14 protein-coding genes are annotated in these 15,919 nt (G+C 72.7%); 8 read left to right on the top strand and 6 right to left on the bottom strand.

Features of this window, described 5'->3' with window-relative positions; translation table 11 throughout:
• Positions 1-60 precede the first annotated feature (60 nt).
• The 3 genes from serA (at position 61) to ACZ4S3_RS24865 (ending at position 3,528) form a co-directional block, all read left to right on the top strand.
• Positions 61-1,650, top strand: a complete 1,590-nt coding sequence (gene serA, locus ACZ4S3_RS24855) for a phosphoglycerate dehydrogenase (RefSeq protein WP_467937725.1) — start codon at positions 61-63, stop codon at positions 1,648-1,650.
• A gap of 327 nt (positions 1,651-1,977) precedes the next feature.
• On the top strand, positions 1,978-2,319 hold the full coding sequence (locus ACZ4S3_RS24860; RefSeq protein WP_467937727.1) for a PRC-barrel domain-containing protein: 342 nt from the start codon (positions 1,978-1,980) through the stop codon (positions 2,317-2,319).
• A 285-nt stretch (positions 2,320-2,604) separates the two neighbouring features.
• Complete coding sequence (locus tag ACZ4S3_RS24865; RefSeq protein ID WP_467937729.1) at positions 2,605-3,528, top strand: hypothetical protein; 924 nt, start codon at positions 2,605-2,607, stop codon at positions 3,526-3,528.
• Between the two features lie 26 nt (positions 3,529-3,554).
• Here the strand turns inward: ACZ4S3_RS24865 and ACZ4S3_RS24870 are convergent, their stop codons facing one another.
• The gene (locus ACZ4S3_RS24870) at positions 3,555-4,895 is read right to left on the bottom strand and encodes a PucR family transcriptional regulator (RefSeq protein ID WP_467938062.1); all 1,341 of its coding nucleotides are present in this window, start codon (positions 4,893-4,895) and stop codon (positions 3,555-3,557) included.
• Between the two features lie 215 nt (positions 4,896-5,110).
• On the opposite strand from ACZ4S3_RS24870, the gene ACZ4S3_RS24875 reads away from it, so the two are divergent.
• The gene (locus tag ACZ4S3_RS24875; protein WP_467937730.1) at positions 5,111-6,037 is read left to right on the top strand and encodes a proline dehydrogenase family protein; all 927 of its coding nucleotides are present in this window, start codon (positions 5,111-5,113) and stop codon (positions 6,035-6,037) included.
• 122 nt (positions 6,038-6,159) lie between these two features.
• Positions 6,160-7,791 carry an L-glutamate gamma-semialdehyde dehydrogenase gene (gene pruA, locus ACZ4S3_RS24880; protein WP_467937732.1) on the top strand — a complete coding sequence of 544 codons (1,632 nt, stop codon included), beginning with the start codon at positions 6,160-6,162 and terminating at the stop codon, positions 7,789-7,791.
• A gap of 62 nt (positions 7,792-7,853) precedes the next feature.
• Here the strand turns inward: pruA and ACZ4S3_RS24885 are convergent, their stop codons facing one another.
• From ACZ4S3_RS24885 to ACZ4S3_RS24900, 4 genes are all read right to left on the bottom strand, one after another.
• On the bottom strand, positions 7,854-8,000 hold the full coding sequence (locus ACZ4S3_RS24885) for a hypothetical protein (protein ID WP_467937734.1): 147 nt from the start codon (positions 7,998-8,000) through the stop codon (positions 7,854-7,856).
• Between the two features lie 178 nt (positions 8,001-8,178).
• Complete coding sequence (locus ACZ4S3_RS24890) at positions 8,179-9,420, bottom strand: lysophospholipid acyltransferase family protein (protein WP_467938063.1); 1,242 nt, start codon at positions 9,418-9,420, stop codon at positions 8,179-8,181.
• Positions 9,421-9,671: 251 nt separating this feature from the next.
• The gene (locus ACZ4S3_RS24895; RefSeq protein WP_467938065.1) at positions 9,672-10,535 is read right to left on the bottom strand and encodes a phosphatidate cytidylyltransferase; all 864 of its coding nucleotides are present in this window, start codon (positions 10,533-10,535) and stop codon (positions 9,672-9,674) included.
• A 44-nt stretch (positions 10,536-10,579) separates the two neighbouring features.
• A complete protein-coding gene (locus tag ACZ4S3_RS24900; protein ID WP_467937736.1) occupies positions 10,580-11,176 on the bottom strand; it encodes a CDP-alcohol phosphatidyltransferase family protein in 597 nt (198 codons plus the stop codon).
• A 348-nt stretch (positions 11,177-11,524) separates the two neighbouring features.
• Here ACZ4S3_RS24900 and ACZ4S3_RS24905 point away from each other — a divergent pair, with 348 nt between their 5' ends.
• Complete coding sequence (locus ACZ4S3_RS24905) at positions 11,525-11,656, top strand: hypothetical protein (protein ID WP_403502025.1); 132 nt, start codon at positions 11,525-11,527, stop codon at positions 11,654-11,656.
• Between the two features lie 55 nt (positions 11,657-11,711).
• Here ACZ4S3_RS24905 and ACZ4S3_RS24910 read toward each other — a convergent pair whose 3' ends face one another.
• Positions 11,712-13,307 carry a purple acid phosphatase family protein gene (locus ACZ4S3_RS24910; RefSeq protein ID WP_467937738.1) on the bottom strand — a complete coding sequence of 532 codons (1,596 nt, stop codon included), beginning with the start codon at positions 13,305-13,307 and terminating at the stop codon, positions 11,712-11,714.
• 129 nt (positions 13,308-13,436) lie between these two features.
• Between ACZ4S3_RS24910 and ACZ4S3_RS24915 the strand changes: the two genes are divergently transcribed.
• Together ACZ4S3_RS24915 and ACZ4S3_RS24920 are read left to right on the top strand one after the other, a co-directional pair.
• Positions 13,437-14,477 (top strand): 3-isopropylmalate dehydrogenase, encoded by a 1,041-nt coding sequence (locus ACZ4S3_RS24915; protein WP_467937740.1) that lies wholly within the window; start codon positions 13,437-13,439, stop codon positions 14,475-14,477.
• 314 nt (positions 14,478-14,791) lie between these two features.
• On the top strand, positions 14,792-15,880 hold the full coding sequence (locus tag ACZ4S3_RS24920; RefSeq protein WP_467937742.1) for a branched-chain amino acid aminotransferase: 1,089 nt from the start codon (positions 14,792-14,794) through the stop codon (positions 15,878-15,880).
• The last annotated feature ends 39 nt before the right edge of the window (positions 15,881-15,919 follow it).

Here is a 15,919-nt window from a genome sequence, read left to right on the forward strand (position 1 = left end):
TCACCGCCTTCGGCCGCCGGGACGGCCGTCCGCGAAGGACTAGTGAGGACTGAAGACCACGTGAGCTCGAAACCCGTCGTACTGATCGCCGAAGAGCTGTCGCCCGCCACCGTCGACGCCCTCGGCCCTGACTTCGAGATCCGGCACTGCAACGGCGCGGACCGCGCCGAGCTGCTGCCCGCCATCGCCGACGTCGACGCCGTCCTCGTGCGCAGCGCGACGAAGGTCGACGCCGAGGCGATCGCCGCCGCCAAGAAGCTGAAGGTCGTGGCCCGCGCGGGTGTGGGCCTGGACAACGTCGACGTCTCCGCCGCCACCAAGGCGGGCGTGATGGTCGTCAACGCCCCCACCTCCAACATCGTCACCGCCGCCGAGCTGGCCTGCGGTCTGCTGGTCGCCACCGCGCGTAACATCCCGCAGGCCAACACCGCTCTGAAGAACGGCGAGTGGAAGCGCAGCAAGTACACCGGCGTCGAGCTCAGCGAGAAGACCCTCGGCGTGGTCGGCCTCGGCCGGATCGGCGTCCTGGTCGCCCAGCGGATGTCCGCCTTCGGCATGAAGGTCGTCGCCTACGACCCCTACGTCCAGCCGGCCCGCGCCGCGCAGATGGGCGTCAAGCTCCTCACGCTCGACGAGCTGCTGGAGGTCGCGGACTTCATCACCGTCCACCTCCCCAAGACCCCCGAGACGGTCGGTCTGATCGGCGACGAGGCGCTGCACAAGGTCAAGCCGTCGGTCCGGATCGTCAACGCCGCGCGCGGCGGGATCGTGGACGAGGCCGCGCTGGCCACCGCGCTCAAGGAGGGCCGGGTCGCCGGCGCGGGCCTGGACGTGTACGCGACCGAGCCCTGCACCGACTCGCCGCTCTTCGAGTTCGACCAGGTCGTCGCCACCCCGCACCTCGGCGCTTCGACCGGTGAGGCGCAGGAGAAGGCCGGTATCTCGGTCGCCAAGTCGGTGCGCCTGGCGCTCGCCGGCGAGCTGGTGCCGGACGCGGTCAACGTCCAGGGCGGCGTGATCGCCGAGGACGTCAAGCCGGGGCTGCCGCTCGCCGAGAAGCTCGGCCGCATCTTCACCGCCCTCGCGGGCGAGGTCGCGCTGCGGCTCGATGTCGAGGTGTACGGCGAGATCACCCAGCATGACGTCAAGGTGCTCGAACTGTCCGCGCTCAAGGGCGTGTTCGAGGACGTGGTGGACGAGACGGTCTCGTACGTGAACGCCCCGCTGTTCGCGCAGGAGCGCGGCGTCGAGGTGCGGCTGACGACCAGCAGCGAGTCGCCCGAGCACCGCAATGTGGTGACGGTGCGCGGCACGCTCGCGGGCGGCGACGAGGTGTCGATCTCCGGCACGCTCGCCGGCCACAAGAACATCCAGAAGGTCGTCGCGGTCGGGGAGCACTCCATCGACCTGGCGCTCGCCGACCACATGGCGTTCCTGCGCTACAGCGACCGCCCCGGTGTCGTCGGCACCGTCGGCAAGATCCTGGGCGAGGCCGGCATCAACATCGGCAATATGCAGGTCTCGCGGGAGAACGTCGGCGGCGAGGCGCTGGTCGCGCTGACCGTTGACGACACGATTCCGGCCGCCGTGCTCTCCGAGATCGCGGAGGAGATCGGCGCGACCTCGGTGCGCGCGGTCAACCTCGGCTGATTCGCTTCGGCGGTTTTCGCAGGTCAATGGGTCAGGGCCCCGTTTCGGCGGGGCCCTGACCCCTTTGCGTGCAAGGACGGGGCCATGGGGGTGACGTACCGGCCGGCAGGCGTGGACGCTCCCGCCGTTCCGTGGACGCTCCCGCCGTTCACCCGAACGGCGTAGCAACGGTGCGCCCGCCCCTGACGGCGTGCGAGGCCCCAGCACCGTCCCGGCGCCGCCGAGCCCGGTGATTCCCGGCCGCCCCGAGTCGCTGCGGGGGTCTTCGCGGCGCGCAATGGGAACTGCGCGTGCCCCCGCCGGCGCGTGCGGAAGGAGAGATGCGCCATGAACGCACCGCAGGGTGACACCCCTCAGGATCTGACCGGCTTGACCGTGGTCGATGTGCAGGGTTCCAAGGTGGGCACCGTCCAGCAGGTCTACCGCGACGACGCCACCGATGCCCCCGAGTGGATCACTGTGCGTATCGGGCTGTTCGGTATGAAGGAGATCTTCGTACCGCTTGCCGGGGCGCGGCGGGCGGGCGGCGAGCTGCATGTTCCGCACGCCAAGGAAACGATCAAGAAAGCGCCGCGGATCGACGCGAACGGCCATCTCGACCCCTCCGAGGAGGCCGAGCTCTACCGCTATTACGGCATGACCCGGCCGGGCGACCCCACTTCCCGCTAGGGCACCCGTCCTGTCGGGCGAGGCGACCGGGGATGCGTCCGGGGCTGCGTCCGGGGCCGGGCCCTGGATCCCTTCCGCAGGGCGCGGCGTTAGGCTGCCGGCAGGGGAGACCGCGAAGATCTTCGGGGAGGCGCCGAGCGGTGCCTGCCGGAGCAGGGGTACGCGCGCACCACCGCCCGCGGCGTCTGCGACAAGGTCCTCCAACGCATCGGCGGTGAACGGGAGTTCATCGCCGCACAGGTTGAGGTGCCGGGGCCGCTGAGGCCGACGGGGGAGGAGCGAGCGATGGCGGACGACGAGGCGCAGTTCCCGGGCTGGCGGGTCCAGCCCTTCGGTGGACTGGCGGGGCTGGTCCCCGGCGGCATCCGGCTCGGCGAGCATCGCAAGGTGCTCGCCGACCGGCTGGCCGGGGCGTTCGGCGAGCACCTGGGGGAGCGGAGGACGTTCCGCAAGGCGCCCTGGGACACCGGGCTGTGCGACCACTACGTCGAGGGCGGGCTGATCTTCCACTTCGACGACGCGGAACGCCTGGTGTATTTGGAGGCGTTCGACCCCGCACCGGTCTTCTACCAGGACCTCCCGCTCACCGGGCTGCCGTACGACGCGGTGCTCGACGGCCTCCGGGAGCGCGGCGTCCGCCTGGTCGACGGCGACGTGGGCGTCGCGGCCCCGGACGCCGGCTTCCACCTCACAGCCCCTTACGGACCGGACGACGACCGCGCCTACAGCGTCGGACTCTTCCGCAGGTCCGCGCTCGCCGACGCCATCACCTACTCGGAGGCGGGCCCGGCCGAGCGGATCACCGAGCACCGGCTGGTCCCCGGCGAAGGTACCGAGGCCGTACAACTGGGCCAGGAGCGCCGGGAGTTGGGGGCCAGGCTCGGGCCGGCGCAGCAGAGCCGCCCGGAGTACGGCGGCGTGAGCATGGACTGGTACTCCGACCACGGCCTGGTGCTGTTCTTCGACGCCGACGACCGGCTGACCTCGATGGTCATCACCTACTCCGGGGTGAGCGGCACGGCCTGGTTCCGCGGCGTACAGCTGCTCGGCCGCCCCTACGCCGACGTCGTCGCCGAGCTCGAGGCGCAGGGGGCGGCGGTCGAGCACGGAGAACTGGCCGGGCGGGTCCTGGACGGCGGCTTCACCCTCCAGCTGAGCGGGTACGGGAACCCGGCCATGCCGGTGTCGGCGGTCGTCTTCCGTCGCTAGGGCTCACCGCCGCCGGCCGCCGGGGCTCACAGCCGCGCCTCCTTGAGCGCGATGTGCAGCAGCAGCCGGTCCTGGCCCTCGTCCAGGTCGAGGCCGGTCAGCTTTTCCACGCGGCCCAGGCGGTAGTAGAGCGTCTGGCGGTGGATGCCCAGGGCCTGGGCGGTACGGCCGGCCTGGCCCGCGCAGTCGAGGAACGCCTCGGCGGTGCGGGCCAGTTCGGCGTGTGCGGGGGCCAGCAGCGCCTCGACGGCCGGGTCGGGGCCGGTGAGGGGCAGCGCGGTCAGCAGGCGGTACGCGCCGATGGCGTCCCACTGGGCGACCGGGCCCAGCCGCGGCTCGGCACGGGCGGCGCGGGCCGCATCCAGGGCCTGCTGCCAGGCGGCCGGAAGGTCGGCCAACTCCCTTGTGCCGGTGCCGATTCCGGCGGCACCGGGCCGGGGCGCGAGGGCGCGGCCGCGGGCGGTCCCGGCGGCCGGCGCGGCGCCCGCGCGGGGTGAGCGCAGCAGATGCTCGGCCACCGTATGGGCGGGGGCGAGGGAGCCGGGCGAACGGAGACGTACGAGGGCGGCCAGGGCGGGGGACGCGGCGTGCGGGTGGCCGGTGCGCGGCCGGTCGGCGGAGTCGGTGGCGTCGGGCGCCGTCCCCGGAGCCGGGGGCTCGGCGGCCCCGGACGGGCCGCTGCCCGCGGGCAGCGGACAGGCCGCGAGCAGCCCCGGCAGGCTCGGCAGCGGCGCCGCGTCGGCGTCCGTGGTGTCCCAGGGCAGCACCGCGACCAGAGTGAGCGGCGAGCCCGCCGGGAAGCGCAGGGTGTCGCGCAGCGCATCGCCCAGGGCGGCCTCGGCGGCGCCGCGCGCACCGGACCCGCGCGCACCGGGCCCCGAGGTCAGCAGCTCCCGCAGGAGATCGCCCAGCTCGGCCCCGGCGCGGGCCTCGTCCGCCAGCAGGGCGCCGATCCGGGCGGCGGTCTCCATCGCCTGCGCGATCCGCGGGTCCGCCGGCGCGCCGCGGCCGCCCAGTTCCAGGTCGGTCAGATGCCCGTCGTCCAGCAGCCAGACATAGCCGTGCACGATGCCGCGATGGCGTACGGGCAGACAGATCCGGCCGCGGAAGACCCCGGCTGCGGGGTCCGGCGGAATGCGCAGCGCCGTCCTGGCCCGCGCGATCCCGAACGCCTCGAACCAGGCCCGTACCGCCGCCGACGACCGGCGCTGCAGGATCGACCGGGTCCGTACCGGGTCCATGACCTCGTCGTCGTCACCTTCGTGCGCGCCGAACGCGATCAGCCCGAAATCCCGGTCCTCCAGCGTCGCCGGTGCGCCGAGCGCCGCCGAGATCTCGTCCACGAGCTGCTGGTAATCGCCCCGCATCCGCCGCCGGGCTCCCTTCTTGTCCGTACCTTCTCGTCCGTACGTGCCCTGCACCATTCTCATACATCTGTCTGAGATCCTGACCACGAAGGCGTGACAGCTGTCGATGGCCGGAAGATGGCGAGATCCTTAAGTTTCAGGTGGCTCATCTTGCCGCTGCACCGCCGCTACGGCGCTCGCCCGGCATTTGTCATCCTGAACCGTGGAGGTGCCCCATGCTGGGTCCCGTGCTTCTCGCCGCAGCGCGCAGCGACAGCATCCGCCGCATCGTCGCGGCCGCTCCGGTCACCCGCCCTGTGGTGGACCGCTTCATCGCCGGCGAGCGGCTGGCCGAGTCCATGACGGTCGTCCGGTCGCTGGCCGCGCGCGGCCTGGAGGTCACCCTCGACCACCTGGGCGAGGACATCACCGACCCTGCCGAGGCGCTGCGTAACCGCGACGCCTATCTCCAGCTGACGGCGGCGCTCAAGGAGCAGGGGCTCGGCGTGAAGGCCGAGATGTCCGTCAAGCTCTCCGCCTTCGGCCAGGCGCTGCCCGGCGGCCACGAGCTGGCGCTGAAGAACGTCACGCCGGTGGTCGAGGCCGCCGCCGAGGCCGGTACGACGGTGACCCTCGACATGGAGGACCACACCACCGTCGACTCCACCCTCGCCATCCTCGCCGAGCTGCGTGAGCGCTACCCCCAGACGGGCGCGGTCGTCCAGTCCTACCTCTTCCGTACCGAGGACGACTGTCATGCGCTCGCCGGGGAAGGCTCCCGGGTGCGGCTGGTCAAGGGTGCGTACAAGGAGCCCGCGACCGTCGCCTTCCAGGACAAGCGGGAGGTCGACAAGGCCTATGTCCGCTGCCTGAAGATCCTGATGGCGGGGCAGGGCTACCCCATGATCGGGTCGCACGACCCGCGGATGGTCGCCATCGGCCAGGAGCTGGCGCAGCGCAACGGCCGCAAGCCCGGCGACTTCGAATTCCAGATGCTGTACGGCATCCGCGAGGCCGAACAGCAGCGGCTGGTCGCCGAGGGGCACCGCATGCGGGTCTACATCCCGTACGGCACCGACTGGTACGGCTACTTCATGCGCCGCCTCGCCGAGCGCCCCGCGAACCTCGGGTTCTTCCTGCGGTCGCTGGCGACTCGCGGCTGATTGCCCCCTGGCGGCGGGTTCGGGTGGATGCTGGAAACCCGGGCCGCACCGCTGACCCCCGTAGACCCCGTACGAACACCGACGTCGCTACAGCGAACTACAGCGAAGGAGACACGGCCGCCATGGACGCTGTGACCCAGGTCCCCGTGCCGGTTAACGAGCCGGTTCACACCTACGCCCCCGGCAGCGCGGAGCGCAGTCGCCTGGAGGCCAAGCTCAAGGAGCTGGCCGGTAACCCGATCGAGCTGCCGATGACCATCGGCGGCGAGCGGCGGATGGGCGCCGGCGAGCGCTTCGATGTCGTACAGCCCCACAACCACGCCGCCCGGCTCGGCACCTTCGGCACCGCCACCGTCAAGGACGCCCAGGACGCGGTCGACGCCGCGCTGGCCGCCGCCCCCGCCTGGCGTGCGCTGTCCTTCGACGACCGCGCCGCGATCATCCTCAAGGCCGCGGACCTGCTCTCCGGTCCCTGGCGCGAGAAGCTGGCCGCCGCCACCATGCTCGGCCAGTCCAAGACCGCCCAGCAGGCGGAGATCGACACTCCCTGCGAGCTGATCGACTTCTGGCGCTTCAATGTGCACTTCGCGCGCCAGATCCTCGCCGAGCAGCCCCCGGCGAACTCCCCCGGCGTCTGGAACCGCTCGGACCACCGCCCCCTCGAAGGCTTCGTCTACGCGATCACGCCCTTCAACTTCACCGCGATCGCCGGCAACCTCCCGACCGCCCCCGCCCTCATGGGCAACGTGGTCGTCTGGAAGCCCTCCCCGACGCAGACCTACGCCGCCGTGCTGCTGATGCAGCTGCTGGAGGAGGCCGGGCTGCCCAAGGGCGTCATCAACCTCGTCACCGGCGACGGCAAGGACGTCTCCGAGGTGGCGCTGACCCACCCCGAGCTGGCGGGCATCCACTTCACCGGTTCGACCAAGACCTTCCAGTACCTGTGGAAGACGGTCGGCACCAACATCGAGAACTACAAGACCTACCCGCGTCTGGTCGGCGAGACCGGCGGCAAGGACTTCATCGTCGCCCACCCGACGGCCGACCGCGCCGTGCTGAAGACCGCCATGACCCGTGGCGCCTTCGAGTTCCAGGGCCAGAAGTGTTCCGCCGCCTCCCGCGCCTACGTCCCGGCCTCCCTCTGGAACGCCGGTTTGAAGGAAGAGTTCGCGGCCGAGGTCGACAGCCTGACCATGGGCGATGTCGCGGACCTGGCGAACTTCATGGGCGCCGTCATCGACGAGCGGTCCTTCGCCAAGAACAAGGCGGCCATCGACCGCGCCAAGGCCGACCCGACGGTCGAGGTCGTGGCCGGCGGCACGTACGACGACAGCGAGGGCTACTTCGTCCGCCCGACGGTCCTGGTCTCCACCGACCCGGAGAACGAGATCTTCAAGGACGAGTACTTCGGCCCGATCCTGGGCGTGTACGTCTACGACGACGCCGACTACGACGCGATGCTGCAGCAGATGGAGTCCGCCTCGGCCTACGGCCTGACCGGCTGCGTCATCGCCCAGGACCGCGCCGAAGCGGCCCGTACCTGTGAGGTGCTGCGCTTCGCGGCCGGCAACTTCTACATCAACGACAAGCCCACCGGCGCCGTCGTCGGCCAGCAGCCCTTCGGCGGCGGCCGCGCCTCGGGCACCAACGACAAGGCCGGCGCCAAGCAGAACCTGATGCGCTGGACGTCCACCCGCTCCATCAAGGAGACGCTGGTGCCGCCGACGGACTACCGGTACCCGCACATGGGCTGAGGCCCCTGCGTACGGCGGCGGCCCGGCACCCTCTTGGGGGTGCCGGGCCGCCGGTGTTTGCGTCAGCTGCCGGTGCGACGGGGGCCGGTGATGGGCTCCCCGATGGTGAATCCCTTGGCGGGACCTTCGGGGAGGGTGATGTCGGTGCCGTACGCGACGCGGTGCTCGTCGGCGTAGGAGGCTTCTGCGGGGCAGGGGACGGTGAGCACGGTGACGGTGCCGTGGCCTCGCAGTTCTCCACAAGCTCGGTGTGGCAGCCCTCGGGAAGGTCGATGGCTTTCCACGCCCGCCACAGGGCCTTGTCCGGATTGATCATGCGGCCACGGTAGGCATGCGGTTCCGTCGCCCGGCCACGTGACCGCCGCCCACCACCAGTTCGTACGAATATCAGCTCCAGCCGTTGACGATCATCCCCAGCCCCACCGCGAACCCACCCCCCAACAGCGCCAGATACCCCGCATACCGCCGCCGCCAAGGCCGCCCCGCCGCCCCCAGCGCAGCGAACGCCAGGCCGACCGTCAGCGTGCGGCTGCCGCGGGCCTCGGCGGAGGCCAGGAGCCAGTCGGGGGCGGGGACATGGGCGCGGCCCGCTTCGGCGGCGTAGACCTTGTACGGGATGCCGTCCCAGGGCTGGTGGCGGACGGCCGCGGCGCCCTCGTCGGCGAGCTGGCGGGAGACCTCGGCGCGCATCCGGTCCGTGGTGAGCGGGGCGGGCAAGTGGGCGCCGCCGGCGGCGAGTTGGAGGGCGAGGAGACCGCCCGTGAGGCTGCCGGCCAGGGCCGCGAGGGAGAGCCGCAGACCGGCGCGGGGCGCGGCCACGCAGGCGATGGCGAGGAAGAGTTCCGGCATCAGCGGCCAGCTCAGCGCCTCGGCGAAGGCCCAGGCGAAGGCGAGCGGCAGGCCCCGGCGGGAGGCGACGAGGGCGGCGGTACGGCGGCGGAGCCGGGAGTCGGGGCGGCCGCCCACGGCCGCAAGGTCGGTCAGGGCCGCGTGATCGGTCAGCGCCGCGCGGTCGGTCAGGGACTGCACGGCGTCGCGGGCGGTGGCCGGGGCGACGGGGCCGTACAGGGGGGCGCCGATGTGGACGCGGACCTCGGTGCGGCGCAGGGTGCCGTGTTTGGGGAGCAGGCGGTCGGTGCCCGCGAGGCCCACCGGGACGACCGGGACGCCGGCCCGTTCGGCCAGGAGCAGGGCGCCCCGGCGGAAGTCGCCGACCGCGCCGTCGCGGCCGCGGGTGCCCTCGGGGAAGAGGACCACGGCGCGGCCGGCCCGCAGCGCGTCGGCCGTGTCCAGCAGGTCGTCGAGGCCGCCGCCGGTGCGCCGTACGGGGAACCCCGCGGCGAGGCGGCGGCAGATGCGGCGGCGCCACGGGGTGGCGAACCAGTAGTCGGCGGCCGCGCCGATCAGCGGGGCGTGCCGGGCGTCGAGAGCGGCGAGCAGGGCCGCGGTGTCGGCGTGTGAGGAGTGGTTGGCGACGACCACGCAGCCGCCGCGCGGGAGTTGGCCATGGCGGGTGATGCCGCCGGTGAGGGTGAGGGCGAGGGTCCACAGCGCGCGGCGCAGCCAGGAGGCGGTGGTGGACGGGAGCGGCACCCGGGGGAGCCGGGGGACGGGAGGAAGCGTGCGCAGCGCCGGGTGGCGGGCGGGGCGGCCGCCGCCGAGGAGGTGGGGGCGCAGCGGCCGGTGGATCCGGCGGGGGCGCCGGATGCCCCGGGGACGCAGCGCACGGCGGCGGGCGTGCGGGGACGACGGGCGCCGGCGGCCGGTGCGGCCCCGTCGGCCGCCCGCAACGGAACCCCCGGCCCGCACCCTGGCGCCGCGGCGGGCCGTGGCCCGTGCGGCGGCCCGTGCGGCGGTACGGCACTCACGCCCGGCTGCTGTCACAGCGTCACCACCATCGCCAGCGGCACCGCCACCAGCAGCGAGTCGATACGGTCCAGCAGCCCGCCGAAGCCGGGCAGCCAGCTCCCGGCGTCCTTCACCCCGGCCTCCCGCTTGACCATGGATTCGAGCAGGTCACCCAGGACGCAGCCGGCCAGCACCGCGCCCCACAGCCAGGGGGTGAACGCGCCGACGGCCGCCAGGGCACCGGCCGTTGCCACCGCCGCGCCGAGCACCCCGGCCCAGGTCTTGTTGGGGGAGAGCGGCGACAGCGGGCGGGCGAGTGCGCCGCGCCGCCCCAGTGCCATACCGCCGCACCAGGCACCCACATCGCCGAGCGCGACCGCGACGCCCACCGCGACGGCGGTACCGCCGAGGAGGACGAGGCCGGTGAGCGCCACCGGGATCCACAGCAGGCCGAAGAGGGCGCGGGCGGCGCGGGCCGCGCCCGCCGTGTGGTCGCCGGACAGCAGTGCGGGCAGCGTGGCGGCGAGCAGCAGCACCGTCATCGCCCGCAGATCCAGCCACTCGGGGCGCAGCCAGGCGAGCAGCGGCAGGACGACGGCGGCCGCGGCGAGCACCCGGCGCTCGGCGCCGGCGGACGTCCCGCCGGGGGCCATCCGTGCGTACTCCGCCACGGCGATCAGGCCGAGGCCCGCCGCCAGGACCGCCGCGCCCGCCTCGCCGAAGAACAGCGAGCCCAGGAAGACCGGGGCGGCCAGCGCCCAGGTGCGCCAGCGGCGGCGCAGTTCGCGGCGCATCCGTACCCGGGCGGGCAGCGCCGCGACGGCCACGCCGCCCAGCCCCAGTACCCCGCCGACCACCGGAGCGACCCGCCCGACGGCCTCGCCGCCGGTCAGCAGGAGGCTTCCGGCGCCGCCCGCCGGGGCCGGCCCCACGAGCGCGCTCACCGGGTCACCTCGGTCGTGGTGTCGCCCAATTCCCGCCACAGCCAGGCCAGTCGGAGCACCGCCGTCAGCGCGGAGCCGACCGCCAGCACGGCCAGGACCGGTACCGCCCAGCCCGTCGCGGCGGCCACCACCGTGAGCAGGCAGCGTTCCGTCTTGCCGACCGGACCGCCGTTACGGCGCGGCGCCCCGGCCGCCGCGCCCGCCAGCGCCACCCAGGACGGCAGCGTCGCGGCCAGCGCGGCGGCGGCCACCAGCCACAGCGGGGCGCGGGTCAGGAATCCGGCGAGGACCAGGAGGTCGGCGGCGCGGTCGCCGAGTTCGTTGAGGACACTGCCGCGCCGGGTGCAGCGCCCGGTGTCGCGGGCCAGGGCGCCGTCGAGGTTGGCGAAGGCCAGCCGGGCGGCCAGCAGGGCCGCGACGGGGAGGGCGGCGAGCGGGGCCGGCAGCCAGGCGAGCGCGGCCGCGGCCCACGCGGCCGCGAGCACACCGGCGGCGGTCAGCACGTCGGGCGAGACCTCCCGGCGGGCCAGCGCGCCGCGGACCCTGCCGAGCCGGGCCGCGTACCAGGGCTTGAGTGCGTACAGGCCGTTCATGGGGCCACTTTCGCCGTGCAACGCCCGGCCGCGGCACGGTGTTCGTACTCACGTGCGGTACTCAAGTGGGCTAACCCCGGCTGAGTACCGCTCGCCGGGCGGGCGCCGCCCGGAGCGCAGTGGTCTCCGTCTCAGATAGTAGGAAGCCCAAGTAATTGTGCAGACATCACGGCCCGGCTGTCCTAGCGTTGTAGAAGCCGAACGTACCGCTCCATCGAGCGCGGCGGATGAGGCCCGGTGCGCCAGCGCAGGTGATCCCTGCCGCGCCGTGGTCCCCGCCCCTGCCGGCCGTGTCTGCATCGACGCACCCCTGAAGCTCTCGGGGCTTTGGCATTGGAGACGTGAATCATGGCCGAGACAGCCGTCCGCAGGACCCGCCACTCCGCCCGCACCACCAACGAAGCCGACCGCCGGGCCGCCGCGGCCGCCCTCCAGCGGGCGCTCGACCGCCGCGACAACGGCGGCGCCACCGGGCACTGACGCCCCGGGCGCACGGGCGCACCCGGGGCACAGCCGTCGCCCAGGGCGGTGTCCGCTAGCGCGTCACCTCGAAGTGGTCGACGCGCTCGCCCGACTCGGCGAGTGCCGTGACCTTCATGCGGGGGCGGTGCCCCGGCTCGACCTCGACCGCGAGGAACGAGAAGCCGGTGTAGCGCACCCGCGACCACTCCACCGTGTCCACGGCCTTGGTGCGGTCCTTGGTCCAGTGATACGTCTTCACCTCGTCGAGGTCCTTGACATGGCCCTCGTAGCTGTCCGGCACCGGGAAGTCGTACAGCGCCCTGCCCGCGCCGCCCGCGGTGACGTAGACGATGCCCTCGCGCGAGGAGTCGACGCGCTCGCCGATCGGTACCTTCTTGCCGACCCGGCCGCCCATGATGGCGTCGGTGCGCTCGTAGACGTGGTTGTGGCCGTTGACGACCAGATCCACCTGGTGCTTCTCGAACAGCGGCAGCCACGCGTCGCGCACGCCGCCGTCCGAGGCGTGCGAGTTGGTGGTGGAGAAGGCGCAGTGGTGGAAGAAGACGACGATGAAGTCGATCCCGTCCGCGGCGCGCAGCTCTCCCAGCCGGCGGTCCAGCCAGCGGGTCTGCCTGCCGCCGGTGTAGCCCTGGTTGGCCGGGATCTCGTACGAGACGTCGTTGGCGTCCAGTGCGACGACGGCGACGTTGGAGTAGGTGAAGGAGTAGACGCCGGGGGCGTTCTCGGCGTCCGGGCCGGTGCCGGGCAGCGTCCAGCGGGCGTTCTGGCCGCCGTAGCCGTTGGGCGAGTACCAGGCCTCCATGTCGTGGTTGCCGGTGGTCACCATCCACGGCACGGACTTGGCCACCGACTCGGTCTGGGCGAGGAACTGATCCCAGACGCGGGCGTCGTAGGTGTCGTGGTCGGAGCCCTGGCCGTCCGGGTCCGCGTAGCAGATGTCGCCCGCGTGCAGGTGGAAGGACGGGTTCTGACCCAGGATCAGCTGGTCGTTGGCGAGCGCGTGGTAGCTGACGCCCTGGTCGCCGAAGGCGGTGAAGACGAACGACTCGGCACGCGCCGGGGCGGTACGGAAGGTGCCGACGGTGGAGAAGTGGCGCGGGTCGGCCGGGTCGAAACCGTCGTGGCCGACGCCGTAGTAGTACGTCGTCCCCGGGCGCAGCCCGTCCAGTGCGGCGTGCAGGTAGTACTGCTCGACGGCCGGCAGCTTCGACGACAGCGCCGGGGTGTGCAGATCGCGCACCTCGGCCTCGATCTTGCGCCCCAGGTCCCACGGCTCGAGCCCCACCCGCAGATACGGCCGCCGGACCGCGAACGGCACCTGCCAGGCCACCCGCATCTGGGTCTTGGGGTCGGCGCCGAAGGCCAGGTGACGGCCGAAGGGGGCGACCAGCGACCCGTCGACGGCGGCGGTGGCGCGCGAGGCGAGAAGGGTGGGGGAGGCGGCCTGGGCCGAAGAGGCCAGCAGACCGGAGCCCGCGACCGCGCCCGCGGTGGCGGCCGAGGTCCGCAGCAGGCCGCGGCGGGTCAGCTTCGTACGGAGGTACTCATGCTGCTCGGGCATGCTCAGCCGGGCCGCGAGCTGCTCCGGTATACCGACACGCGGAAGATGCGAGGACACGGGGCCGGAGCCCCGGGAAGGTGCAGTCATGCCGTTGAATTTCGCAGCGAGAGCCGTACACGGTGGGTCGAACGGGTGAACGGCAGCTGACCGGCTTCCCACGTGTCCGTATGACGGACGTTACGTGTCAATCAATGGGACGGAGAGTAGGGTCCAGGCATGTCTCGCAGCATTCGCCTCGCAGTGATCCCCGGTGACGGTATCGGCCAGGAAGTCGTGGCCCAGGGCCTGAAGGTCCTGACCTCGGTACTCCCGCAGGACGTCAAGCTGGAAACCCAGGAGTACGACCTCGGGGCCAGGCGATGGCACGAGACCGGGGACACGCTCCCCGACGCGGAGCTGGAGTCGCTCAAGCAGCACGACGCCATCCTGCTCGGCGCGATCGGTGACCCGTCGGTGCCGTCCGGTGTGCTCGAGCGCGGGCTGCTCCTCAAGCTCCGCTTCGCCTTCGACCACTTCGTCAACCTGCGCCCCTCGAAGCTCTTCCCGAACACCGCGACCCCGCTCGCCGGCCGCCCGGAGATCGACTTCGTGGTGGTCCGCGAGGGCACCGAGGGCCCCTACACCGGCAACGGCGGCTCCCTGCGGACCGGCACCCCGGCCGAGGTCGCCACCGAGGTCAGCCTCAACACCGCCTACGGCGTGGAGCGCGTGGTCCGCGACGCCTACGAGCGGGCCAACGCCCGCCCCCGCAAGAAGCTGACGCTGGTCCACAAGAACAACGTCCTGGTCTACGCCGGCCACCTGTGGAAGAACATCTTCGACAAGGTCGGCCAGGAGTACCCCGAGGTCACCACCGACTACCTGCACGTCGACGCCGCGACGATCTTCTTCGTCACGCAGCCCGAGCGGTTCGATGTGATCGTCACCGACAACCTCTTCGGCGACATTCTCACCGACCTCGCCGCGGCCGTCACCGGCGGTATCGGCCTGGCCGCCTCCGGGAACATCAACCCGACCGGCGAGTTCCCCTCGATGTTCGAGCCGGTGCACGGCTCCGCGCCGGACATCGCGGGCACCGGCAAGGCCGACCCGACGGCGACGATCCTCTCCGTCTCCCTCCTGCTGCGCCACCTCGGCTACGAGACCGAGGCCGCCCGCATCGAGGAGGCCGTCGCGGCCGACCTGGAGGCCCGGAACGGCACCGCCCGCAGCACGGACGAGATCGGCGACGCCCTCGCCGCGCGAGTAGCGGGCTGAGGCCCGCAGCAGCGCACTGAGCAGTACGGACAGCGCCGGGCCCCCATGGGGTTCCGGCGCTGTCCGCATGTCCGCCGCCGTCCCGCCCTGCGCCGCTCCGGGCCGGGATGCGACCATCGGTCCCGGAGACCGCGCACACGGCAGGGCGCCGGGACCTTTACGGGGGCGGACACCCACGAGCGATAATCGGACGAGGGGCCGCCGTCCGCGAGGAAACTCGGACGTCCCCGTAACGACCGGTACGTCAGGAGACCGTCGTACGCGGCCGCCACCAACCGCACCGGTGCGGAAGACGCAGTGAAGGACACGCATTCATGACGACGCCCACGATCGAGCTCAAGCCCTCCTCCCACCCGCTGTCCGATGCGGAGCGGGAGCAGATCCTGGCCGCCCCCGGCTTCGGCCGCCACTTCACCGATCACATGGTGACGATCAAGTGGACGGAAGGCCGCGGCTGGCACGACGGCCAGCTCGTGCCGTACGGGCCGCTCTCCCTCGACCCGGCGACCAACGTCCTGCACTATGCGCAGGAGATCTTCGAGGGCCTCAAGGCCTACCGCCGGCCCGACGGCTCCATCGCCACGTTCCGCCCCGACGCCAACGCCCGGCGCTTCCAGGCCTCCGCGCGCCGGCTGGCCATGCCGGAACTGCCCGTCGAGACCTTCATCGAGGCCTGCGACCTGCTCGTCCAGCAGGACAAGGACTGGGTGCCCGCGCACGGCGGCGAGGAGTCGCTCTACCTGCGCCCGTTCATGATCGCGACCGAGGTCGGCCTGGGCGTGAAGCCCGCCAACGAGTACCTCTTCGTCGTCATCGCCTCGCCGGCCGGCGCGTACTTCGCCGGCGGCGTCAAGCCGGTCTCCATCTGGCTGTCCGAGGACCGGGTGCGTGCCGTCCCCGGCGGCATGGGCGACGCCAAGACCGGCGGCAACTACGCCGCGTCGCTGCTCGCGCAGGCCGAGGCCGCGGTGCACGGCTGCGACCAGGTCGCCTACCTCGACGCCGTGGAGCACAAGTGGGTCGAGGAGCTCGGCGGCATGAACCTGTACTTCGTGTACGGCGACAAGATCGTCACGCCCACGCTGACCGGCTCCCTCCTCGCCGGCGTCACCCGCGACTCCCTCCTGTCCGTCGCCCGTGACCTGGGCTATGAGTCGGCGGAGGCCCGGGTCTCCATCGAACAGTGGAAGGCCGACACGGAGAACGGCACGCTCACCGAGGTCTTCGCCTGCGGCACGGCCGCCGTGATCACCCCCGTCGGCACGGTCAAGAGCGCGGGCGGCGACTGGACCCAGTCCGGCGGCGAGCCCGGCAAGGTCACGCTGCGGCTGCGCGAGGCGCTCCTGGACATCCAGCGCGGTGTCGCCGAGGACACCCACGGCTGGATGCACGAGCTGGGCTGACCCCGCCGCGGCACCGCCCCGGACACCGGCGCGCCGCCC

Source organism: Streptomyces sp. NPDC028368, from assembly GCF_055565615.1.